This is a genomic window from Streptomyces ipomoeae 91-03 (genome assembly GCF_000317595.1).
GTDB classification, from domain to species: domain Bacteria; phylum Actinomycetota; class Actinomycetes; order Streptomycetales; family Streptomycetaceae; genus Streptomyces; species Streptomyces ipomoeae.
Map to the genome: position 1 here is coordinate 1 of NZ_AEJC01000650.1, position 22,024 is coordinate 22,024.

Sequence of the window (22,024 nt, forward strand, 5' to 3'; positions counted from 1 at the left end):
GTCAGGTCGGACTCGGTCGCCTTTATGCGCTGCAGAAGTCCTGCGGTGAATGCGTCCATGCTGCGCCCCCTCGTCCTGGGTCGTGGGTCGGTGGCACGGGGGTGTGCCGTTCGGAAGGGGCGATCACGTCTCTTGTGGATGCCCAGCGCTGCCCCTGCCGGGCGGCGTCGGTGCCGGACACCCACGCCCACTCTGCGGGAAGCGGATCGCTGCGTACCGCATGGTGGTGCGGCACAAGCAGAGCGTGATCGCGGGGTGTAAAGCCGTCCTCCCCCCGGTGCCGGATACGGAAACCTCGACCGGACGAAAAAAATCCCGCATTCCCGGACCCGCGCTCCGTCCCGATCTTCCGAGAGTCGCCTTACAGCCGACTTACGGCTGAAAAAGGCAGGATGGAGGTCACACACCCACGAACACCCTGCCCGTGTGCGCGTCTGCGCGCTACGCGGGTGGACACAGGAAGGACAAGCGACGTGCGCGTACTCGTCGTCGAGGACGAGCAACTGCTCGCCGATGCGGTGGCCACCGGACTGCGCCGGGAGGCCATGGCCGTCGACGTCGTGTACGACGGTGCGGCCGCCCTGGAGCGCATCGGCGTCAACGACTACGACGTGGTCGTCCTCGACCGCGACCTCCCCCTCGTCCACGGCGACGACGTCTGCCGCAAGCTCGTCGAGCTCGGCCTGCCCACGCGCGTGCTGATGCTCACCGCGTCCGGCGACGTCAGCGACCGCGTCGAGGGCCTGGAGATCGGCGCCGACGACTATCTGCCCAAGCCGTTCGCGTTCAGCGAGCTCATCGCGCGTGTACGGGCCCTCGGCCGGCGCACGAGCGTGCCGCTGCCGCCGGTCCTGGAGCGCGCCGGCATCAAGCTCGACCCCAACCGCCGCGAGGTCTTCCGCGACGGCAAGGAGGTCCAGCTGGCGCCCAAGGAGTTCGCGGTCCTGGAGGTGCTGATGCGCAGCGAAGGTGCCGTCGTCTCGGCGGAGCAGCTGCTGGAGAAGGCCTGGGACGAGAACACCGACCCGTTCACCAACGTCGTCCGGGTCACGGTCATGACCCTGCGCCGCAAGCTCGGCGAGCCGCCGGTCATCGTCACCGTGCCCGGCTCCGGCTACCGGATCTGATCCGCCGTGGCCACGACGCCCGCGCCGCCCCAGGCGCCCCCGAAGCCCACCTGGGACCCCAGGAGGCCCCAGACGCAGCTCCCGTGGCTGCGGCCGACCATCCGCATAAGGCTCACGCTGCTGTACGGCGGCATGTTCCTGATCGCCGGGATCCTGCTCCTGTCGATCATCTACCTGCTGGCCGCCCAGGCCGTGAACACCGGCAACTCACCGCTGTTCAAGATCGTGGGCGGGACGGACATCAGCGTCAGCAGCGACAACTGTCCCGCGGTCGACACGGGCAACCTGCCGCTGTCCGAGTTCAACTCCGCGATCGCCGACTGCATCGACAGCCAGCGCCAGGTCGCCCTGGACAAACTGCTCAGCCGCTCGCTGCTGGCCCTGCTCGGGCTCGCCGTGATCGCGTTCGCCTTCGGGTACGCGATGGCGGGCCGGGTACTGGCGCCGCTCGGCCGGATCACCCGTACCGCCCGCGCGGTGGCCGGGTCGGACCTGTCCCGCCGTATCGAGCTCGACGGTCCGGACGACGAGCTGAAGGAGCTGGCGGACACCTTCGACGACATGCTGGAGCGGCTGCAGCGGGCGTTCACGGCCCAGCAGCGGTTCGTCGGGAACGCCTCGCACGAGCTGCGCACGCCGCTCGCGATCAACCGCACACTCCTCGAAGTGCACCTCTCCGACCCGAACGCGCCCGCGGAGCTGCAACAGCTGGGCAAGACGCTGCTGGCCACCAACGAGCGCAGTGAGCAGCTCGTGGAGGGCCTGCTGCTGCTCGCCCGCAGTGACAACCAGATCGTCGAGCGCAAGCCCGTGGACCTCGCCGAGGTCGCCTCCCAGGCCATCGACCAGGTGCGCGGCGAGGCGGACGCCAAGAAGGTCGAGATCCGCGGCGAGCGGGCTCCGGCGGTCGTCCAGGGCAACGGCGTCCTGCTGGAGCGGATCGCCCTGAACCTCGTCCAGAACGCCGTCCGGTACAACGTGCCGGGCGAGGGCGGCTGGGTCGAGGTGACGACGGAGCACCAGCACGGCCAGGCGGTCCTGGTGGTCACCAACACCGGGCCCGTGGTGCCGGCGTACGAGATCGACAACCTTTTCGAGCCGTTCCGGCGGTTGCGTACGGAGCGCACGGGCAGCGACAAGGGTGTGGGTCTCGGCCTGTCGATCGCCCGGTCCGTGGCCCGCGCGCATGGCGGGCACATTGCGGCCGAGCCACGTGAGGGGGGCGGGCTGGTGATGCGCGTGACCCTGCCGGTCTGAGAAAATGACCCCCGGCTCCGAGCCGTGTTCGCTTTGCGCGGAATTTTCCTGGGGCCTGATCGAAACGGTCGTGCGCGACCAATGTGTGATCGATCACATGGGCGAATTTCCAGCCATCTACGGAGCGTGATCATGGGCCTGCCGGAAAGCCGGGAAAATCCGGGTTTTCGGGGGTTGAGATCACGGGAAGTAGATGCTGAAGCGCCTTTGAAATGCAGCATGAGGACCGTGTACGGTCCCGATCGCCATCCAAGCCGATCACTCTTGAGGAGTCCGGTTGGGTGTCGATTGAGTAACAGACCTTGATGTGAGGCAAAATCTCCGCCTCAGGTCGGGCACAAGTCCGGCCTCTCACGCGTTACGTGCGCTGGAGACACCGCAGACACCCAGAGGGGGAGAGCGACATGGCAACGGATTACGACACCCCACGCAAGACCGACGACGACGTCGACTCGGACAGCCTGGAAGAACTCAAGGCTCGCCGGAACGACAAGTCGACCTCCTCGGTGGACGTCGACGAGTTCGAGGCCGCCGAGGGCCTGGAGCTGCCCGGGGCCGACCTCTCGAACGAGGAGCTGGCCGTCCGGGTACTGCCCAAGCAGCAGGACGAGTTCACTTGCATGAGCTGCTTCCTGGTGCACCACCGCAGCCAGCTGGCCCGCGAGAAGAACGGTCAGCCGATCTGCCGCGACTGCGACTGAGGCAGGGTCGGCCGTGACTGGCTCGACCCCTCCTTGGAAGCGCCGCTTCCGCAAGGGAGCGGACCCAGAGCCGTACGACGGCTCTGACGGCGTGCGTGACGATGAGCGGGGCTCCTCCGACCCGGGAGCGGCCTCGCTCGAACCTACGTCTGGTCAGGCGTCGGGGGGCGCCACGGATGAGCAGGGACGCCTGCCCGTACCGGTGGACACTCCGGCGCCGATCGCCCGGCGTCGCACGGCCGTCGTCCGCGACGGCATCAAGGAGGGCCTGAAGACAGGGGCCCGCAAGGGCGGGGAACGGGCGCGGGCGGGGCTCGCGTACCTCACCGACCGGATCATCGAGATGGCTCCCCGCATTCCGGTACGGGACCTCGCGACGCTGCGTGCGCAGTTCCCGGGGCTGGGGCCCGAGCAGATCGCCGACAAGCTCGTCGCTGGGGCCGCGAACGCGTCCTCGACGGTGGGTGCCGGGGTCGGAGCCGCCGCGATGCTGCCGACGCCGCCGGCCATTCCCGCGGAGCTGGCCGCCGAGATCACCGGGGTCGCCGCGATCGAGCTGAAGCTGATCGCCGAGCTGCACGAGGTGTACGGGGCGCGACCGCCCGGAAATCTTCGGCAGCGCAGTACCGCCTATCTCGACTCGTGGTCCGGTGAGCGCGGGATCGACGTGATCAAGCCGACGACGATCAACGCCGCCCTCGGTGGGCAGATGAGGCGGCAGCTTCGACAGCAGATCATGAAGCGGACGGTGCGGAATCTGCCCAACCTGATGCCGTTCCTGATCGGGGCGGCGGTCGGGGCTGTCATGAACCGCCGCGACACCAAGCAGCTCGCGGAGCGCATCCGGAGGGACCTGCGGAGAGCGCAGGTGCCGTGGGATGCCCTACTGGAGTTGCCGCCGCTGGAGAAGCCGGCGGATCCATTGCCGCTGGAGGAGCTGCCGAAGGAACTCGGCGAGGGCTGACCGGCGGGTGTGACGTGACCGGGGTCGCCGGTTGAGCGCGCCGGGATTCGGCGCCGTCGAATTGCGCCGTCACGGCTGATCGCCGTCGCGGCGGACGAAATGTCGCCGCCGACGGTAAGAGTTGGGCGAGAAAACCACGCCGCCGATGGGCGACGAACGCGCCGGGACTTCGCAGGGCGACGAGCGGTGTTGTGCGACGAGCGGTGCTGTGTCTGACGAACGGCGTTGTGTCTTCCGTAGGTGACGAGCAGGCGCTGTGTGTGCTGTGTGTTCCGTTGGCCGAATGGGCGGCTTACGCCGTCGTCCTCGCCGCTTCCAGGGCCGCCACCAAGCGCTCTGGTTCCCTGGTCGACAGGTACAGGTAGGGCGTGGGATCGGCGGGGTCCGTCACCGGGATGCGCAGGGCCGTGGGGATGTAGGCGCGGAGGAGCATGAAGGCGTGGGGGTTGGCCTTGTAGGTGCGCCAGGCGCGGGCCTCTTCGGGGTCCAGGATCTCCGGGTCGCCCAGGGCGCTCACAGGGACCTTGGCCTCACCCGCGATCAAGGAGTCGCCCACCACCCGGATACGCACGGAGCCGTAGGAGCTGGCGACGACCGCTGCCGCCGCGGTGCCGCCCGCGAGGCCGGCCAGCAGCGGGAGGGTGCCGAAGGGGAGGAGGATCAGGGCCATGGAGACCCCGACCAGGAAGCAGACCAGCCACCAGGAGCGGGGCGCGGTGAGGCGTTCTTCGTACGGCGAGGCGGAGAGCTGCATGGCGTCAAGCTTGGCACGCTGCCCGTCCAGCCCCGGAATCAGGGCGGTCGAGGGGAAACCCTGCCCGTAGGGACGATGGCCCGAGGCTGACGGGCGGGTAAGGTCTGCGGCTGTGAGAGGTACTTCCGCGGCCCTGCAACCTCCGGCCGACGCCACGCCGCCCGTACGGCATCCCGACGCGCCCGCCCCCGGCGAGCTGCTCGGCGCGCACTACGAGCAGTGCTTCGGATGCGGCCGGGAGCAGCCGCACGGACTGCATCTGGAGGCCCGGGCCGGGGAGGGTGTGTCCCTCACCGCCGAGTTCACCGTGAAGTCCGCCCATCAGGGCGCGCCCGGGCTGGCGCACGGGGGGATTCTGACGAGCGCTCTCGATGAGACCCTCGGCTCGCTGAACTGGCTGCTGCGCACCATCGCGGTGACCGGACGGCTGGAAACCGACTTCGTGCGGCCCGTGCCCGTCGACACCGTGCTGTACCTGGCGGCCGAGGTGACGGCGGTGGCCGGACGGAAGATCTACGCCACCGCCACCGGACGCATCGGCGGTCCCGACGGCCCGCTGGCCGTCCGCGCCGACGCGATCTTCATCGAGGTGAAGGTCGACCACTTCATCGACCACGGCCGCCAGGAGGAGATCCAGGCGGTCATGAACGACCCGGACCAGGTCCGGCGTGCCCGTGCCTTCGAGGTGAACCCGTGAGCAGTGGCCGTACCCCCGTCGACGTGCTCATCCGGCGCGTCGATCCGGATGTTCCGCTGCCGAGCCGCGCGCATCCCGGCGACGCGGGCGCCGATCTGCGCACCACGGAGAGCCGAGAACTGAGGCCGGGCGAACGGGCCGTACTGCCCACGGGAGTTTCCATCGCGCTCCCGGAGGGGTACGCGGCCTTCGTGCACCCTCGATCCGGCCTCGCCGCCCGCTGCGGTGTCGCCCTGGTGAATGCCCCGGGGACGGTTGATGCCGGGTACCGTGGGGAGATCAAGGTGATCGTGGTGAACCTCGACCCGCATGAACCCGTGCGGTTCGAGCGCTTCGACCGGATTGCCCAACTGGTCGTCCAGCAGGTCGAGAAGGTGCGCTTCCAGGAGGTGGCGGAGCTTCCCGACTCGGCGCGGGCCGATGGGGGCTTCGGGTCCACCGGCGGTCATGCCGCCGTGGGCGGCACAACGGGTGGGAATCGATACGCTTCGGTCGTATCCGACCGGGAAGGACAGTGACGTGTTCGGACGTCGCAAGAAGAAGGGCTCCGCTGAGGACGCGGCGGACGCGGCGAGCGAGGCCGAGCAGGTCGACGGCGTTGCTGGGGAAGTCGACACTGAGGCGGACGCGGGCGAGCGGGAGCGTGTGCGGCTGGAGCCGGAGCCGCGGCCCGACGGACCCTGGGACAGTTCCGAGGTGCGCGAGCCCGGCGAGGGCCGTGTGGACCTCGGCGGCCTCTTCGTACCCGGGGTCGACGGCATGGAACTGCGGGTCGAGGTCGCGGGCGACGCGATCGTCGCGGCCACCGTCGTGCTGCGCGACAGCGCGGTGCAGCTCCAGGCCTTCGCCGCGCCCAAGCGCGAGGGCATCTGGGGCGAGGTCCGCGAGGAGATCGCCAGCGGCATCACCCAGCAGGGCGGTGTCATCGACGAGGTCGAGGGCCCGCTGGGCTGGGAGCTGCGGGCCCAGGTGCCGGTGCAACTGCCGGACGGCACGGGCGGCTTCCAGGTGGTCCGGTTCGTCGGTGTGGACGGGCCGCGCTGGTTCCTGCGCGGGGTGATCTCGGGCCGGGGCGCGGTGGAGCCGCAGACCGCCGGAGTGCTGGAGTCGATCTTCCGGGACACCGTCGTCGTACGCGGTGACGGCCCCATGGCGCCGCGCGACCCGATCGTCCTGAAGCTGCCGAACGACGCCCAGATGGTCCCCGAGGGCGTCCAGCAGGAGGAGCAGAGCGGTTCCCGCTTCTCCGGCGGCATGGGACAGCTGCAGCGCGGGCCGGAGATCACCGAGGTCCGGTAGTCCCGTTCCCGCGTTCGTACATCTCGTACATGCGTATGGGCCGTACCCCTGGGGTGCGGCCCATTGTCATGTTCGTGGCCGGGGCTGGGTGATCCGGGATGGCCGCCTGGGGCGGCTGGGGTGGGTGGCGTACGGGGGTTCGGCTTGTCGGTGGGCCCCGGTAGGCTTTTCGCCATGAGTGCTGTTTCTCGTTCCGAGAAGCCGGTGGGCCGGTTCCGGCGCATGCTCGACCGGCTGTCCTCGTCGCAGGAGGACCTGGAGTCCGAGGAACTGCGTGAGGACACGGACACCGCGGGCTGTACGCGGATCTGCGACTGTCACGACCGACAGATAGTGACGGTTACTGGTACCTTGCGCACGGTCACGCTGCGTCCGCGGGCCGGTGTCCCGGCCCTGGAGGCCGAACTGTTCGACGGTTCGGCCGCCCTGGACGTGGTGTGGCTCGGCAGGCGCTCCATCGTCGGCATAGAGCCGGGGCGCAAGCTGATCGCATCCGGTCGGATCTCGATGAGCCGGGGCCGTAGGGTGCTCTTCAACCCGAAGTACGAACTCAGACCGCTCGGACGGGAGTAGCCGGTGACGTCGCTCGACAAGCCGACGGAAGACGCCCAGCACGACCTCCGGGACGCCCCGGGTGTCCAGCACGACGCACATGACTCCAGGGCGGTGACCGAGGCCGCGCTGTTCGAGGCCTTCGGTGGCTTGCGGGGCATGGTCGAGACCGTGCTGCCGGGGCTTCTGTTCGTCACGATCTACACGATCAACAAGGATCTGCACTCGTCGGCCATCGCGGCCCTCGGTGTCTCCGTGCTGCTGGTCGTGGTGCGGCTCGTCATGAAGGACACCGTCAAGCACGCCTTCAGTGGTGTCTTCGGGGTCGCCTTCGGTGTGGTCTTCGCGATGATGACCGGCAACGCGAAGGACTTCTATCTGCCGGGCATGCTCTACACGCTGGGCCTCGCGCTCGCGTACATCATCACGACGCTCGCGGGTGTGCCGCTGATCGGGCTGATGCTCGGGCCGGTGTTCAAGGAGAACCTCTCCTGGCGGACGCGTAACCCCGGGCGCAAGAAGGCGTATGCCAAGGCCAGTTGGGCGTGGGGGCTGATTCTGCTCGGCAAGTGCGCGATTCTGTTTCCGCTGTACTGGTGGGCCGATACGACTCAGCTCGGCTGGGTGCTTGTCGCGCTGAAGATTCCGCCGTTCTTGCTCGCGGTGTGGCTGACCTGGGTGTTCCTGGCGAAGGCGCCGGCGCCGATCGATGTGTTCGCGGAGATGGAGGCGGAGGAGCGCGCCGAGGAGGAGCGGAAGGCCGCGGAGCGGGCGGGTGCCGCCGGGGAGTGATTTCGCCCCCGCCGCCCTTGCCCTTCCCTCCCCCAGGGGCTGCGCCCCTTCGACCCCGCGTCCCTGGGGCTGCCTGCCGCCCCCAGACCACCGCTTGGGCCTGAACCCTCGTCCTCAAACGCCGGACGGGCTGGGGGCCTGGAGCGGGCTGCAAAGGCGTCGAGGGCTCGAAGAGCGCGCCGAGGACTCAGGAGTGGCCGAGAACTACGAAGAGGGCCCGAAGATTCGCCGAGGCACCCAAGAGTCGAGCAGGTATCGCGGAGCTGGAGGCGGCCGGGGGCGGTGGAACGGCAGGGGCGCCCCGGGAATGAACATGATGCTGTTGGTTTATTCGGGGCCTACTACTTCGCCTCGTCGATTGTTTGGTCGGCGGGGCGAAGTGCTGCGAAGTGGCGGGTGCGGGTGCGGGCTCGTGGTCTACCGGCGAGGTGGGCGTCGATGCGGGCGAGGTTGATCGCCGCGCCGGTGAGCTGGTGCTGGAGGCTGGTCTTCACCAGACCCCGGTAGCGGGATCGGCGCAGTCCGCAGCTTTGAACAGCCTGGGCGATGGTGCCCTCGACCCCAGCCCGGACCTTGTAGCGTCCCTTCCATTCATCGCTCGTCTGCTCGGCTCTGGCCGCCTGGAGCGCGTGGTGTTCGTCGTGGTGACGTAGCCGCAGCGAGCGACGTGTGCCGTTGGGCGAGTTGATGCATGCCTTCCGCAACGAGCACGGGCGGCAGTCGAGTACGGAGAACTGCACTTCGAGCACGGGCTGCCCGCGCTGGGAAAGCCTCTCGCCCCAGCGGATGCTGGTCTTGCCGCCGGGACAGGCAGCCTTCCCGTTCTCCCAGTCGATGGTGAAGGCGTCCTGACCGAAGCCACTGTTCGCACCGGCCTGGGCACTGCTGTCGGCCTGGAGAGGGCCGTGCAGCGCGATGCCGTGGTCGCGCTTTGCGCTGACCAGGGCCGCGCCGGTGGGATAGCCGGCATCGACCCAGTGCTCGCCGGGTACGCAGTCACGCGAGGCGAGTTGGTTGTGGATCGTCTCGGCCATCGACCGGTCCTGGACGGTGGCCACCGTCGTGGCGACGTTCGTGATCAGGTTCGGGGTGTCCGGCTCACAGGTCTCGGTGAGGTGGACCTTGTAACCGTCCCGCATCGTGTCGCGTTTGACACTGCCACGCGCGTCGGTGTCATACGGGGTGACCAGGCGCAACGCGCCCGGCGGGCGGTCTTTTGGGCTCCGCCGCCTCACCTCGCCCTCCACCTGGTGGAAGTGCTGGACCCACACCTTCCGCAGGGTTTCCACCTCCGCGAGCCGGCGCAGAGCCTCGGGGGCGCCGGACGCGAAGACAGCCGTCAGCAGGTGTGTTCCGTCCCGGCCGATCCGCGTCCCCACCTCGTCCCGCTTCGCGCGGCCGGTGGGGAACCGGCTGTCCTCGGCCCTGGTCGCGTAGTGCCGGAACCAGTCGGGCTCGGCGGCACCGGCCAGCCAGTCCGGTGCCGCCTGCGCCAGCGCGTTCAACGCCGACCGCAAGGTCTCCGCCACCATCTCCAGCCAGCACAGCTCACGCGCCGTCGACAACACATGCGTGGAGTCCGTGCGGGCCCGCCCCGCCCTCTTGAGCAGCCCTTTCTCCCGGGCCGCGGCCAGGACGCCGTCCAGCACCCGCCGCCCGCCGTCCACCCGAGCCAGCCGGTCCCGAAACTCCGACAGCACCGAAAAATCGAAGCCCGGACCGTCCAGCTCAAGCCCGAGCGCGTACTTGACATCGATCCGTGCCCGCACCGCCTCCGCCGCCTGCCGGTCGGTCAGCCCCTCGACGAACTGCAATACCGACACCAGTGCCAGCCCGGCGGGTGACCAGGCAGGACGCCCCCGGGCGGGGAAGAGGTCCGCGAACTCCTCATCCGTGAACATCGGCCCCAACTCGTCCCGCAGCCGCATGGCCAGGCTCCCCTTCGGGAACGCGGCCCGCGCCACCCGCACCGTCTCCGCCGGGATCTCCCCAGACCCCTTCGGCTGCATCGACATCCGCACCCACCCCATACGACAACGTCGGCCTTCAAGACCACAACCAGGTCTCGAAGGCCGACGTCACGCACGGCCCCGAATAAACCAACAGCATCAATGAACATCCCGGGGCGCCCCTGCCGTGTGTTGGAGTCCGGGGTCAGCTCGGCGCGTCCTCTCGGCGTACCGACAGCAGGTCCTCCAGTTGTTCCTCGCGAGCCTGGGCGGCTACGAAGAGGAGTTCGTCGCCGGCTTCCAGGGAGTCCTCCTGGGTGGGGGTGAGGACTCGGGTGCCGCGGATGATGGTGACCAGGGAGGTGTCCTCCGGCCACTCCACCTCGCCCACCTGGGTGCCGGCCAGGGCCGACTCCGGGGGCAGGGTCAGCTCGACCAGGTTCGCGTCGCCGTGGCTGAAGCGGAGGAGGCGTACCAGGTCGCCGACGCTCACCGCCTCCTCGACCAGGGCGGACATCAGGCGGGGGGTCGAGACGGCGACGTCCACTCCCCAGGCCTCGTTGAACAGCCACTCGTTCTTGGGGTTGTTGACGCGGGCGACGACGCGGGGGACGCCGTACTCCGTCTTGGCGAGGAGCGAGACGACCAGGTTCACCTTGTCGTCGCCCGTCGCGGCGATGACGACGTTGCAGCGCTGGAGCGCGGCCTCGTCCAGGGATGTGATCTCGCAGGCGTCGGCCAGCAGCCACTCCGCCTGAGGGACGCGCTCGACCGAGATGGCGGTCGGCGCCTTGTCGATGAGAAGGACCTCGTGGCCGTTCTCCAGCAGTTCGCCCGCGATCGAACGACCGACCGCGCCGGCTCCGGCGATGGCGACCCTCATCAGTGACCGCCCTCCTGGTCGGGACCCTCGGCGAAGGACGCCTCGACCTTCTCCACGTCGTCCGTACGCATCATCACGTGCACGAGGTCGCCCTCCTGCAACACCGTCTGCGAGGTGGGCAGGATCGCCTCGCCCAGCCGGGTCAGGAACGCGACACGGACGCCGGTCTCCTCCTGCATCTTGCTGATCTTGTGGCCCACCCAGGCCGAGGAGGCGTGCACCTCGGCGAGCTGGACGCCGCCGGTGGGGTCGCGCCACAGCGGCTCGCTCCCGGAGGGCAGCAGCCGGCGGAGCATCTGGTCGGCGGTCCAGCGGACCGTGGCGACGGTGGGGATGCCGAGCCGCTGGTAGACCTCGGCACGGCGGGGGTCGTAGATCCTCGCCGCCACATTCTCGATGCCGAACATCTCGCGGGCGACACGGGCGGCGATGATGTTCGAGTTGTCACCGCTGGAGACGGCGGCGAAGGCGCCCGCCTCCTCGATGCCCGCTTCACGCAGGGTGTCCCGGTCGAAGCCGACGCCGGTGACGCGACGGCCGCCGAATCCCGAGCCGAGACGACGGAAGGCCGTGGGGTCCTGGTCGACGACGGCGACCGTGTGCCCCTGTTGCTCCAGGGTCTGGGCGAGGGTGGATCCCACTCGCCCGCAGCCCATGATGACGATGTGCACGACCGTCCTTCCGATGTCAATAGCTACTGCTCAGTCGAAACGTTAAAAACAGGGTCTCAGACCGCCGCCCAAGCTACACACGCGCGGTCCGCCAACGGCACTCCTGCGCAATTTCGCCCGGGGTATTCCAAGGCGTGGACAGGGCGTTGGGGGCGTGGACGGCGCGGACGCGGGGCCTCGGCGGGGAGCTTCACGCCGTCGGCCGGCGTCGGCTGATCCGGCGGGCACTGATCACCGTCAGCACGCCGAGTCCGACGAGGGAGGCGATGGCACCGATCAGCTCCGCGGTAGCGGCCTGCATGGGGCCTCCAGGGGGTGAGGGCGGACAGGGTTCGTCGTATACGAGGTTCGTCGTATAGACGTAAGGACGCGTCCATGAGAGTCGGAGGATGCCTCGGAGGACGGGTTTCGCAGTCGTGGGCGGAGAGATTTCACCCCGGGGCTCGCCGGGATTTCACCCGGATGTGCCAGAACCAGTCGCGGCGCTTACGATCCTCCCCGTGTCCAAACTGACCGACGTGCCCAAACGGATTCTGATCGGGCGCGCTCTGCGCAGCGACCGGCTCGGCGAAACGCTCCTGCCGAAGCGCATCGCGCTCCCCGTCTTCGCCTCCGACCCGCTCTCCTCCGTGGCGTACGCCCCAGGAGAGGTGCTGCTGGTCCTCTCCATCGCGGGCGTGTCGGCGTACCACTTCAGCCCCTGGATCGCCGTCGCGGTCGTCGTGCTGATGTTCACGGTGGTGGCGTCCTACCGGCAGAACGTGCACGCGTACCCGAGCGGCGGCGGCGACTACGAGGTGGCGAACACCAACCTCGGCCCCAAAGCCGGACTGACCGTCGCCAGTGCGCTCCTCGTCGACTATGTCCTGACCGTCGCCGTGTCGATCTCCTCCGGTGTGGAGAACCTCGGCTCGGCCATCCCGTTCTTCGTCGAGCACAAGGTGCTGTGCGCGATCGGCATCATCGTGCTGCTCACGCTGATGAACCTGCGCGGGGTGAAGGAGTCCGGGAAGCTCTTCGCGATCCCGACGTACGTCTTCGTCGTCGGTGTCTTCGCGATGATCGCCTGGGGCGCCTTCCGCGGGCTGGTCCTCGACGAGACCATGCGGGCGCCCACCGCCGACCTGGAGATCAAGGCCGAGCACCAGGGTCTCGCCGGCTTCGCGCTGGTCTTCCTGATGCTGCGCGCCTTCTCCTCCGGTTGTGCCGCCCTCACCGGCGTCGAGGCGATCTCCAACGGCGTACCGGCGTTCCGCAAGCCCAAGTCGAAGAACGCGGCCACCACGCTGGCCCTGATGGGCTTCTTCGCCGTCACCATGTTCTGCGGCATCATCGGCCTCGCGATGGCCACCAAGGTGCGGATGGCCGAGAACCCGGCGGTCGACCTCGTGCGCGACGGCACCCCGGTCGGCGACTCCTACGTCCAGAACCCGGTGATCTCGCAGGTCGCGGCAGCCGTCTTCGGCGACGGCACGTTCTTCTTCATCCTGCTGGCCGCCGCCACCGCGCTGGTTCTCTTCCTGGCCGCGAACACCGCGTACAACGGCTTCCCGCTGCTCGGCTCGATCCTCGCCCAGGACCGCTACCTCCCGCGCCAGCTGCACACCCGAGGCGACCGCCTCGCCTTCTCCAACGGCATCGTGCTGCTCGCGGGCGCCGCCGGACTCCTGGTGTGGATCTACGGCGCCGACTCGACCCGGCTGATCCAGCTCTACATCGTGGGTGTGTTCGTCTCCTTCACCCTCAGCCAGACCGGCATGGTCCGGCACTGGAACCGCCACCTCGCAGTGGAGAAGGACCCGGCCGCGCGCCGCCGCATGATCCGCTCCCGGGCGATCAACACCTTCGGTGCCTTCTTCACCGGCCTCGTCCTGGTCGTCGTCCTCGTCACGAAGTTCACGCACGGCGCATGGGTGGCGCTGCTCGGCATGGTGATCTTCTACGCGACGATGACGGCGATCCGTAAGCACTACGACCGGGTCGCCGAGGAGATCGCGGCGCCCGAGGGCCCGAGCGACGACGTCGTACGCCCGTCGCGTGTCCACTCGGTGGTGCTGATCTCCAAAATCCACCGCCCGACCCTGCGCGCCCTCGCCTACGCCAAGCTGATGCGCTCGCACACCCTGGAGGCGCTCAGCGTCAACGTCGACCCGGCCGAGACCAAGGCGCTCCAGGAGGAGTGGAACCGGCGCGGCATCGACGTACCGCTGAAGATCCTCGACTCGCCGTACCGCGAGGTCACGCGGCCGGTCATCGAGTACGTCAAGGGTCTGCGCAAGGAATCGCCGAGGGACGCCGTGTCCGTGATCATCCCCGAGTACGTGGTCGGCCACTGGTACGAGCAGTTGCTGCACAACCAGAGTGCGCTCCGGCTCAAGGGGCGGCTGCTGTTCACGCCGGGTGTGATGGTGACCTCCGTGCCCTACCAACTGGAGTCCTCCGAGGTCGCGAAGCGGCGGGAGCGCAAGCGGCAGGAGTGGAACGCGCCGGGTTCGGTACGGCGTGGTCCGGCGGACGAGCGGTCGAAGGAGCCGACGAAGGGCTCGTCGAAGGAGTCCTCGGGCAGCAAGGGCTGAGCTGCCCCGGCCGCGGGCGGCGAGGGCCGGTGCCTGTGGTCGGGCGGTGAGCGTCGGCGCCTGTGGTCAACGGCCGGGCGGGGTCCACGTAGACTGGTGGGCTGTTGTCCGGCCGTTCCCCCTTTCTCTTCTGGAGTCACCCACCATGCAGGCAGAACCGAGGAAATCGCTGGTGGGGGAGGAGTACGAGGTCGAGGTCGGCCCCGTCGCCCACGGCGGCCACTGCATTGCCCGTACCGCCGAGGGCCAGGTCCTCTTCGTACGGCACGCGCTGCCCGGTGAGCGGGTCGTGGCGCGGGTGACCGAGGGCGAGGAGGGGGCGCGGTTCCTGCGGGCGGACGCGGTCTCGGTGCTGGTGGCTTCCAAGGACCGCATCGAGGCGCCCTGTCCGTACGCCGGTCCCGGCCGCTGTGGTGGCTGCGACTGGCAGCACGCCAAGCCGGGGGCGCAGCGCCGGTTCAAGGGCGAGGTCGTCGCGGAGCAGTTGTGGCGGCTCGCCGGTCTCACGCCCGAGGAGGCGGGCTGGGACGGCACGGTGATGCCGGCCGAGGGCGACAAGCTTCCGGCGGGCGAGGTCCCGGCGTGGCGGACGCGTGTGCAGTACGCGGTGGACCCGGAGACCGGCCGGGCCGGGCTGCGCCGCCATCGCTCGCACGAGGTCGAGCCGATCGACCACTGCATGATCGCGGCGCCGGGCGTGTCCGAGCTGGGCATCGAGAAGCGGGACTGGACGGGCATGGCGTCGGTCGACGCGATCGCGGCGACGGGTTCGCAGGACCGCCAGGTGATCCTTGCGCCGAGGCCGGGGGCGCGCCTGCCGATCGTGGAGCTGGACCGGCCGGTGTCGGTGATGCGGGTCGGTGAGAAGGACGGCGGCGTGCACCGCGTCCACGGCCGCCCCTTCGTCCGCGAGCGCGCGGACGACCGTACGTACCGCGTCGGCAACGGCGGCTTCTGGCAGGTCCATCCCAAGGCCGCCGACACCCTCGTCAAGGCCGTCATGCAGGGCCTGCTGCCGCGCAAGGGCGACACGGCGCTCGACCTCTACTGCGGCGTCGGCCTCTTCGCCGGCGCCCTCGCGGACCGCGTCGGCGACAAGGGCGCCGTCCTCGGCATCGAGTCGGGCAAGCGTGCGGTGGAGGACGCCCGCCACAACCTCGCCGACTTCGACCGGGTGCGTATCGAGCAGGGCAAGGTCGAGTCGGCCCTTCCGCGCACCGGCATCACCGAGGTCGACCTGATCGTCCTGGACCCGCCGCGCGCGGGGGCGGGCAGGAAGACCGTCCAGCATCTGTCCTCACTGGGCGCCCGCCGCATCGCCTACGTGGCCTGCGACCCGGCGGCCCTCGCCCGGGACCTCGGCTACTTCCGCGAGGGCGGCTACCGGGTGCGGACGCTGAGGGCGTTCGATCTGTTTCCGATGACCTCCCACGTGGAATGCGTTGCGATCCTGGAACGAACTGGAAAGGCCTCTTGACCTGCGGTTTTCTGACTTCCTTCGTCGGCTCGACCTGTTTGGGAGGTGGGAACGGGTGAAGGCGGACGATGCCGCGTGACGTGGGCATTCGTCTGAGGAGGAGGGGTGCGTCGCCTTTCCCGCCCCATCAGGCAGTCAACTACCGCAAGCCGCTTGACAGTTCTTCCGCATCGGATGTCTTCTTTGCGGCGTCGTAGCCGCGGGCGTCGTGGCCGACCGTCTCCGCAGCCTTGATGGACTGGGAGTCGATGACGGTGGCGCCCGCGCCGGGCGCCCGGCCCATCTCGCGGCGGATGCGTTTGCGGATCCTGGCCACGGATCTGTCCGACGATGCCAGCGGCGGCCCAGCGGGGCATGAATCCGTAACACATGCGCCAGGGCGGGAAGTCCTTGGGCAGGACCCGCCACTTGCAGCCGGTGTCGACCGTGTATCGGATCGTGTCCACCATCTCGCGCCGTGGGTGCTTCTCCGGTCGCCCACCCGTGCTGGTCTCGCAGGCCGGGGTCGGCAGCGGGTGTCGATGAAGTCGGCGATGATGTAAGCGTCGAGTCGACCGACCCGAACTGGGTGTTCAGGTGTTTGATCCACCGCCCCTTCGGCTGTGTTCGTGTGGGTGTTCGCGATCTTCGACCTCATCGACAGCGGCATGCCGGCCCAGGGCCCGCCCGGCGTGCAGCTCTCTCGCTGCTGGGCGGCCCGGTGTCGGTGACCGCCGTCGAGCTGTGGGAACTGCGGCGCATGCGCACCCGCGACGGGGTGGCCGTTCGCGGCACCGCCCCCACGTCGCTGCCGTGAGATGGCCCTGATGTTCTGACGTTCTCCGGCACGAGCGTCGGCAGACCGGCGGCCGGAGAGGGGGAGGGCAGCTCCGCTCATGCTCGCGAGGATCGACGCCCACCCCCGGGTGCCGTCGTGTCGATTTTTTGGACATGACATGCTGTGGCCGTGCAAGTGTGCACTCACGGTCATTGCTCACAGCACTACAGAGGAATACGTTGAAAGTTTTTCGGCAGCCCGTGCCCTCACCTCGGATCGGCGACAGCCAGCCGCCCGTACGGGGACGGGATGCGGAGTTGGCTCTCCTGGACGAGCGCTTTGCCGAGCTGGCGCGGGGCCGCGGCGGCATCGTGTGTGTCGAGGGGGCTCCCGGCAGTGGCAAGAGCCGCCTGCTCGTGGAAGCGTGGGGACGAGCAATGCGCCGCGAGCTGCGAGTGTTCCAAGGTGGCGCCGATCCTGACGGGCAGTTCGTTCCCCTGGGGCCGCTGCTGGACGGACTGCTCACGGACAGCGGCACGCTGTTCGACGTCGACCGCCTGCGCGACCTAGCGAGCGCTTCCGAGCAACGCTTCTGGCTGCTCCAGGAGTTGCAGGACCGGTTGGAGCAGGCGGCGCTCGACATGCCGCTGGTCATCGCCCTGGACGACGTCCAGTGGCTCGACGACGTCACCCTCCTCGCCCTGCGCACGCTGACCGCGCGACTCTCGTCGCACGCCATCCTGTGGCTCCTGGCGGTCCGAACCAACGCCGCCGCGCCGGGTGTCCGCGCGACGCTGGACCGCCTTGGGCAACTTGGCGCACTCCGCCTGGAACTCGGTCCCCTCACCGCCGAGGCGGTGGCCGAGATCACCGAGGACGTCCTGGGGGCCAGGCCCGACGCCGGGACGCTGAAGGCGGCTGGACGGGCCGAAGGTGTGCCGCTGCTGCTCGTCGAACTGCTGCGCAGCATGCGCGAAGAGCACTCCGTGGTCGTCGAGGGCGACATCGCACGACTGGCCGGCGACGAGGTGCCGGCCCGTTTCCAGGCTTCCGTACGGCTCGCTCTCGACCGCCTCACCCCGGCGACGCGCGAGGTCGTACAGACGGCTTCGGCGGTCGGCCGCACGGTCACCATCGGGCTCCTCGCCGAGCTGCTGGGACGGCCCACGGCCTCGCTGATAGCGCCGGTGCAGGAGGCCCTGGACGCCCATCTGTTCGTCGAGCGCGACGAGCGGTTGCTGTTCCGTCACGACCTGTTCCGTGAGGCCGTCGAGAGCAGCATCCCCGTGGCCGTGCACCGGGCTCTGCGGCGGCACGCCGCCGAAGTGCTGCTGGCACGCGGAGCCCCGGTGACCGAGGCGGCCGCCCTGCTCGTGGACACCGCCGAGGCCGGGGACCAGCGAGCTGTGGAGCTACTGAGGGCCGCCGCTGCCGAGCTGTCCGCTTCGGCTCCGGCATCGGCCGAACAGCTCAGCCGGCGGGCGCTGGAACTGACCGCGGAGACCGCGCCGGAGCATCCCGCGATCGTCGCGGAGACGATGCTGCTGCTGTGGCAGACGGGACAGGCCGGACAGGCTCGGGCGCTGGCCGCCGCGGTCCTGCCGGGGAGCATGCGGCCGGAGGCCGAGGCCCGGCTGCGGCTCGGTCTGGCCCGCGTCTCCAGCCAGTTCGACTTCACCGAGGCCGCCGAGCAGGCCCGGATCGGGGCGGCGCTTCCTGACATCTCCGAGGGTGTGCGGGCCCAGTTGCTGGCGCTGCGTTGCCTCAACCTGTCGATGATCGGTGACTTCGAGGCGACGTCACGGGCCGTTGCCGAAGCCCTCGCGGCGGCGGCCGAGGGCGATGACGACGCCGCCCGGGCCACCGCGATCGCAGTCGACTCCGTCGTCCGCTTCTACCGGATGGAGTGGCAGCGGGCGTTCGAGCTGGCCGACGAGGCGTCGTCCCTCGCGGACGACATCGGCTTCCTCCACTCGCTGTGGGTGCCGGAGGCGCTGTGGCAGGCTTTCCTGTTCAACGCCGAGGGCCGGACCGACCGGGCGCTCGCCGAGTCCGCGGCCGGCATCCGGGAGACCCAGAAGCAGGGGCAGGCCGCGGCCATGGGCCTGTGGATGAGCAACCGGTCCCGGGTGCTCTTCGACGCCGGCCACCTGGACGACGCACGCGCGGAGGCCGAGGCCACCACGGCACTGGCGGACGAGATGGGCATGGGCAACTTCGCCGAGGCGACGGCCCTGTACACGCTTCTGCGCGTCGCCCTGCACACCAACGACCGGGAAGCCGTCACGACGTACGCCGCGCAGGCCGAGCGCATGGTCGGCGACCCCGCCGTCCTCGTCCGCAACGTGGGCTCCTGGCTCCTCGCCCTGGTCGCGGACGACGTGGGCGCACCGGATCGTGCCATGGAACTCCTCGACGAGTCCTTCAGCACCTTCGCCCTGGACGGCCCGTCCCTCGCCAGCCCGGACGACCCGGCCGACATGGTCGTCTTCGTCCGCATGGCGCTGCGGGCAGGGGCGGCGGAGCGGGCCGCCGCGGCCGTCTCCCTCGCGGAGCGCCGGGCGGATCGCAACCCCGGCTTCCCGGTCCTCGCGGCCGCCGCCGCGCACGCCCGGGGCCTGCTCGACAACGATCTCGGACAGCTGCTCAGGGCCGTCGAGCTGTACGACGGCATCCCCCGACTGCTCCCCAGGGCCGCGGCGCTGGAAGACGCCGGCATCCGGCTGGCCACGCGCAGCGCCGCCGACGCCGTGCCCCGTCTCGACCGTGCGCTCGACCTCTACACGGAAGCGGGTGCGGAACGTGACGCCGCCCGTGTCCGGTGCCGGCTGCGCGCCATGGGTGCCCCGCGGCGCCGTACCTCCGCCCAGCGGACCTCCGCGGTCTGGCCCGAACTGACGGAGTCGGAGGTGGCGGTCATCCGGCTGGTCTCGCAGGGTCTGACCAACCGGGCGACCGCTCAGCGCCTGGGGCTGTCGCCGCACACGGTCAGCTCGCACCTGCGGCGCGCCTTCATCAAACTCGACATCACCTCGCGCGTCGAGCTGGCGGAAATCGCAGCCGCACGTCGGCACGGAGAGTAGTCGCTTCGTATCCCACACCCTTCCTCAAGATCCACCGCGGACGTGCGACGCGCGGGGCGCGCGGAGCGCGGCAGGCTCGTGAGGAAGGAAGGGGACGCATTCTTATGACTACTGGGACGACTGCCCGAGGCAGCTCCCGCACCACCATCCACGCCGGGCCACTGGTGTCCGCCCGCGCGCAGGGAACGGACTGGCGTGACACGTTGTCGCATGCGTTGGGGGGAGTCGACATCTCCTCGCAGGACCCCTCGTCCTCGGGCTCCGTCAGCACCGCCGTCCTCGGCATGCTGCGGGTGGTGCGCTCGGAGGGCGACGGAATGACCGTCCGGCGCTCCGCCGTCTCGACCGAGGACACCGGTCGCGGGGACTGCGTGGTCGTCAGCCTCCTGGAGTCCGGGGCCGGTCGGATCGACCAGGACGGGCGGACGGCGGCTCTGGAGACGAACGACGTTTTCCTCTACGACACGTTCCGGCGGGTCCGGCTGGACATCACGCACTCCTTCCGCGTGAAGTCCCTGGTGCTGCCCCGTGCGGCGCTGCGCTCGCACGAGGACGACTTGTGCCGGATCACGGCGGTGCCGTTCGGGCCCGACACCTCCATCGGTGCCCTGTTGCCCTCAGTGGTCACGCGGCTCGTGGACGACGCGGAGCTGTTCTCGGCGGACATCGGTGAGTTGATGGCCCGCAACGCGGTGGACCTGCTCGGGGTGCTGGCCGACGAATGGCTCCGGCGCGGCCGAGCCGAGGCGGCCGACGCCAACCGGGCCCTCCTGCTGCGGATCCAGGGGTTCATCGACGAACAGCTCTCCGATCCCGAGCTCTCGCCCGCGCGCATAGCCCGCGCCCATCACATTTCGCTGCGATACCTGCACAAGCTCTTCCAGGCCGAGGGCACGACGGTCGGCCGCTGGATCCTGCGTCGCCGGCTCGAAGCCTGCCGACGCGACCTGCGGCACCGCCAGACCCGGGGGCTGACCATCGCCGCCGTGGCACACCTGCACGGATTCGCCAGCGCCGCGCACTTCAGCAGGTCGTTCCGGGCCTTCTACGGTGTGTCCCCCAGCGAGTGGCGCGCCACGCTGGCCCCAGGCTCTGGCGTCACGTATCCGCCTGGGTGACTTCGTCGAAGCCGTCGGCCGGTACCCCGGACGGCAGCGCCGCCCAGGCCGATGCGTCCGCAGTCCTCAGGCGGGCGGCCTGGTCCACTCGGGTGCGCCGGCCGACAGCCGTCGCGCGGTCACCGACGTCACCACGAGCAGCACCAGCGCCAGCAGCAGGATGTGCACGAGTTCGGTGTGTGCCAGCAGGAGTGTCCCCACGAGCGCGCCCAGGAACATGGCGAGGACCGACAGCACCCGGCGACCGGGCCGCGGTGCCGCACCGCCGGCCACGGTGGAGTCCGCCGCCAGACCGGTCAGGGTAAGCGTCAGGACGGTGGTCGTCAGGTCCGGGACCCCGAGACGCCGCGCGACCGCGTTCTGCGTCCCCATGGCGAGGCCGAGCAGCACGATCAGGGTGTAGCGGACCGGGCTGGACACCTCGCCGTGCGCGACCGCGACCGCGATCACCGTCCCGGCGACGAGCAGGGCCTGTAGAGCGGTCGTCGTGCTCAGCAGCCGTCCGCGATGGGCTGCGAGCCCGGTGCTGAACCGCCCGCCCGCCAAGGCGCCGGCGAGGAACGACAACAGCGAGACGATGGCGGCCGCCACCGACAGGCCCGGCGCGCCGGCCAGGGCGAAGCCCAGGAAGACCACGTTGCCCGTCATGTTGGCGACGAACACCCGGCCGAGCGCCAGATAGCTCACGGCGTCGATGAGGCCCGTCACCACCGTCAGCGCGAGCATCAGGGGCGGCAGCGGCCCATGCCGGTCGCCCCGGGGCGGGACGAGTGTCCGTGCGGCGTCAGTCAGCAGCTTGCGCATGCCGTGTCCTTTCGTTCGTCGGGTCGCCGGCCGTCGGCCGCGACAGCACCGCTCGGGTGACCAGCCCGCTTGCCGGGCCGATCACGATCGCCGCGAGGGAGACCCACAAGGGCCAGGTGACGGGCCCGAGGGCGTGGTCGAGCGACCACTTTCCAGGACCGGTGAGGGCGAGGGCCGCGGCGACGGCCACGAGGACCGACGGGTACTCGTAGCCGTCGTGCTGGACCCACAGCCCGTTGTGCCACTTGACGGTGCCGGCCACCGTCATCACCCCCATGGCGGCCGTTGCCGCCAGCGGAGTGAGGAGTCCGGCCGCCAGGAACAGTCCGGCCCCTATCTGGCTGCCGCCCGCGGCGAGGGCGGTGAGTTGCCCGCCGCGAAAGCCGTCCCGGCGGAACTCCTCGGTTCCTCCGGCCAGCCCGCTGCCGCCCAGCCGGAAACTGACCTTCTGCACTCCGTGCCCGGCGATGAGGAGCCCCACCACCAGCCGGAGCAGCAGCAATCCGCTGTCCATCGCGTGTATCCGCCTGTTCCTGACGTCCGTCGTCAACCGTGGGGGAGGG

The 22,024-nt window shown here is 69.9% G+C and carries 19 protein-coding genes and 1 pseudogene; 13 read left to right on the forward strand and 7 right to left on the reverse strand.

Features of this window, described 5'->3' with window-relative positions:
- Positions 1 to 473: 473 nt before the first annotated feature.
- The 4 genes from STRIP9103_RS42810 (at position 474) to STRIP9103_RS42825 (ending at position 4,049) form a co-directional block, all read left to right on the forward strand.
- Positions 474 to 1,127, forward strand: coding sequence for a response regulator transcription factor (locus tag STRIP9103_RS42810; protein ID WP_009340866.1), 654 nt, complete (start codon positions 474 to 476; stop codon positions 1,125 to 1,127).
- A gap of 6 nt (positions 1,128 to 1,133) precedes the next feature.
- A complete protein-coding gene (locus tag STRIP9103_RS42815) occupies positions 1,134 to 2,384 on the forward strand; it encodes a sensor histidine kinase (RefSeq protein ID WP_009340872.1) in 1,251 nt (416 codons plus the stop codon).
- 404 nt (positions 2,385 to 2,788) lie between these two features.
- Positions 2,789 to 3,085, forward strand: coding sequence for a DUF4193 domain-containing protein (locus STRIP9103_RS42820; RefSeq protein ID WP_003997302.1), 297 nt, complete (start codon positions 2,789 to 2,791; stop codon positions 3,083 to 3,085).
- A 13-nt stretch (positions 3,086 to 3,098) separates the two neighbouring features.
- Positions 3,099 to 4,049: a hypothetical protein gene (locus STRIP9103_RS42825; RefSeq protein ID WP_181800488.1), complete on the forward strand. Its 951-nt coding sequence runs from the start codon at positions 3,099 to 3,101 to the stop codon at positions 4,047 to 4,049.
- 292 nt (positions 4,050 to 4,341) lie between these two features.
- On the opposite strand, the gene STRIP9103_RS42830 is transcribed toward STRIP9103_RS42825, so the two are convergent.
- Entirely contained in the window at positions 4,342 to 4,803 is a 462-nt protein-coding gene (locus STRIP9103_RS42830) for a DUF3093 domain-containing protein (protein WP_009340846.1), read from the reverse strand.
- A gap of 112 nt (positions 4,804 to 4,915) precedes the next feature.
- Between STRIP9103_RS42830 and STRIP9103_RS42835 the strand changes: the two genes are divergently transcribed.
- The 5 genes from STRIP9103_RS42835 to STRIP9103_RS42855 all read left to right on the forward strand — a co-directional run bounded on the left by STRIP9103_RS42835 (position 4,916) and on the right by STRIP9103_RS42855 (position 8,143).
- Entirely contained in the window at positions 4,916 to 5,500 is a 585-nt protein-coding gene (locus STRIP9103_RS42835; RefSeq protein WP_009340889.1) for a PaaI family thioesterase, read from the forward strand.
- Positions 5,497 to 6,018: a dUTP diphosphatase gene (gene dut, locus STRIP9103_RS42840; RefSeq protein WP_009340826.1), complete on the forward strand. Its 522-nt coding sequence runs from the start codon at positions 5,497 to 5,499 to the stop codon at positions 6,016 to 6,018. The genes STRIP9103_RS42835 and dut overlap by 4 nt, the downstream gene beginning before the upstream one ends.
- A 1-nt stretch (position 6,019) precedes the next feature.
- Positions 6,020 to 6,799, forward strand: a complete 780-nt coding sequence (locus STRIP9103_RS42845; RefSeq protein WP_009340809.1) for a DUF3710 domain-containing protein — start codon at positions 6,020 to 6,022, stop codon at positions 6,797 to 6,799.
- Between the two features lie 174 nt (positions 6,800 to 6,973).
- Positions 6,974 to 7,372, forward strand: coding sequence for an OB-fold nucleic acid binding domain-containing protein (locus tag STRIP9103_RS42850; RefSeq protein ID WP_009340893.1), 399 nt, complete (start codon positions 6,974 to 6,976; stop codon positions 7,370 to 7,372).
- A gap of 3 nt (positions 7,373 to 7,375) precedes the next feature.
- Positions 7,376 to 8,143, forward strand: coding sequence for a DUF3159 domain-containing protein (locus STRIP9103_RS42855; protein WP_009340891.1), 768 nt, complete (start codon positions 7,376 to 7,378; stop codon positions 8,141 to 8,143).
- Positions 8,144 to 8,484: 341 nt separating this feature from the next.
- Here STRIP9103_RS42855 and STRIP9103_RS42860 read toward each other — a convergent pair whose 3' ends face one another.
- From STRIP9103_RS42860 to STRIP9103_RS42870, 3 genes are all read right to left on the reverse strand, one after another.
- On the reverse strand, positions 8,485 to 10,158 hold the full coding sequence (locus tag STRIP9103_RS42860) for an IS1182 family transposase (RefSeq protein ID WP_063747375.1): 1,674 nt from the start codon (positions 10,156 to 10,158) through the stop codon (positions 8,485 to 8,487).
- Positions 10,159 to 10,297: 139 nt separating this feature from the next.
- The gene (locus STRIP9103_RS42865; RefSeq protein WP_009340836.1) at positions 10,298 to 10,975 is read right to left on the reverse strand and encodes a potassium channel family protein; all 678 of its coding nucleotides are present in this window, start codon (positions 10,973 to 10,975) and stop codon (positions 10,298 to 10,300) included.
- Positions 10,975 to 11,646 (reverse strand): potassium channel family protein, encoded by a 672-nt coding sequence (locus STRIP9103_RS42870; RefSeq protein ID WP_009340814.1) that lies wholly within the window; start codon positions 11,644 to 11,646, stop codon positions 10,975 to 10,977. The genes STRIP9103_RS42865 and STRIP9103_RS42870 overlap by 1 nt, the downstream gene beginning before the upstream one ends.
- Before the next feature lie 500 nt (positions 11,647 to 12,146).
- On the opposite strand from STRIP9103_RS42870, the gene STRIP9103_RS42875 reads away from it, so the two are divergent.
- On the forward strand, positions 12,147 to 14,222 hold the full coding sequence (locus tag STRIP9103_RS42875; RefSeq protein WP_009340848.1) for an APC family permease: 2,076 nt from the start codon (positions 12,147 to 12,149) through the stop codon (positions 14,220 to 14,222).
- 145 nt (positions 14,223 to 14,367) lie between these two features.
- On the forward strand, positions 14,368 to 15,699 hold the full coding sequence (locus tag STRIP9103_RS42880) for a class I SAM-dependent RNA methyltransferase (protein WP_048822106.1): 1,332 nt from the start codon (positions 14,368 to 14,370) through the stop codon (positions 15,697 to 15,699).
- Positions 15,700 to 15,877: 178 nt separating this feature from the next.
- Here STRIP9103_RS42880 and STRIP9103_RS49660 read toward each other — a convergent pair.
- Positions 15,878 to 16,211 (reverse strand): annotated as a pseudogene (locus tag STRIP9103_RS49660) (transposase); the annotation flags it as partial.
- Between the two features lie 505 nt (positions 16,212 to 16,716).
- Here STRIP9103_RS49660 and STRIP9103_RS42890 point away from each other — a divergent pair.
- Complete coding sequence (locus STRIP9103_RS42890; RefSeq protein ID WP_234022440.1) at positions 16,717 to 19,539, forward strand: helix-turn-helix transcriptional regulator; 2,823 nt, start codon at positions 16,717 to 16,719, stop codon at positions 19,537 to 19,539.
- A gap of 104 nt (positions 19,540 to 19,643) precedes the next feature.
- Complete coding sequence (locus STRIP9103_RS42895) at positions 19,644 to 20,657, forward strand: helix-turn-helix domain-containing protein (protein WP_009340879.1); 1,014 nt, start codon at positions 19,644 to 19,646, stop codon at positions 20,655 to 20,657.
- Between the two features lie 66 nt (positions 20,658 to 20,723).
- Here STRIP9103_RS42895 and STRIP9103_RS42900 read toward each other — a convergent pair whose 3' ends face one another.
- Both STRIP9103_RS42900 and STRIP9103_RS42905 read right to left on the reverse strand, forming a co-directional pair.
- Positions 20,724 to 21,461 carry a YoaK family protein gene (locus tag STRIP9103_RS42900; protein ID WP_009340868.1) on the reverse strand — a complete coding sequence of 246 codons (738 nt, stop codon included), beginning with the start codon at positions 21,459 to 21,461 and terminating at the stop codon, positions 20,724 to 20,726.
- Positions 21,442 to 21,975 carry a DoxX family protein gene (locus STRIP9103_RS42905; RefSeq protein ID WP_048822107.1) on the reverse strand — a complete coding sequence of 178 codons (534 nt, stop codon included), beginning with the start codon at positions 21,973 to 21,975 and terminating at the stop codon, positions 21,442 to 21,444. The genes STRIP9103_RS42900 and STRIP9103_RS42905 overlap by 20 nt, the downstream gene beginning before the upstream one ends.
- Between the last annotated feature and the right edge of the window lie 49 nt (positions 21,976 to 22,024).

Bases quoted from the DNA above. Each gene is read 5' to 3' on its own strand.
- STRIP9103_RS42820 (WP_003997302.1), top strand. From the start codon at position 2,789: ATGGCAACGGATTACGACACCCCACGCAAGACCGACGACGACGTCGAC.
- STRIP9103_RS42830 (WP_009340846.1), bottom strand. From the start codon at position 4,803: ATGCAGCTCTCCGCCTCGCCGTACGAAGAACGCCTCACCGCGCCCCGC.
- STRIP9103_RS42850 (WP_009340893.1), top strand. From the start codon at position 6,974: ATGAGTGCTGTTTCTCGTTCCGAGAAGCCGGTGGGCCGGTTCCGGCGC.
- STRIP9103_RS42860 (WP_063747375.1), bottom strand. From the start codon at position 10,158: ATGTCGATGCAGCCGAAGGGGTCTGGGGAGATCCCGGCGGAGACGGTG.
- STRIP9103_RS42865 (WP_009340836.1), bottom strand. From the start codon at position 10,975: ATGAGGGTCGCCATCGCCGGAGCCGGCGCGGTCGGTCGTTCGATCGCG.
- STRIP9103_RS42880 (WP_048822106.1), top strand. From the start codon at position 14,368: ATGCAGGCAGAACCGAGGAAATCGCTGGTGGGGGAGGAGTACGAGGTC.
- STRIP9103_RS42895 (WP_009340879.1), top strand. From the start codon at position 19,644: ATGACTACTGGGACGACTGCCCGAGGCAGCTCCCGCACCACCATCCAC.
- STRIP9103_RS42900 (WP_009340868.1), bottom strand. From the start codon at position 21,461: ATGCGCAAGCTGCTGACTGACGCCGCACGGACACTCGTCCCGCCCCGG.
- STRIP9103_RS42905 (WP_048822107.1), bottom strand. From the start codon at position 21,975: ATGGACAGCGGATTGCTGCTGCTCCGGCTGGTGGTGGGGCTCCTCATC.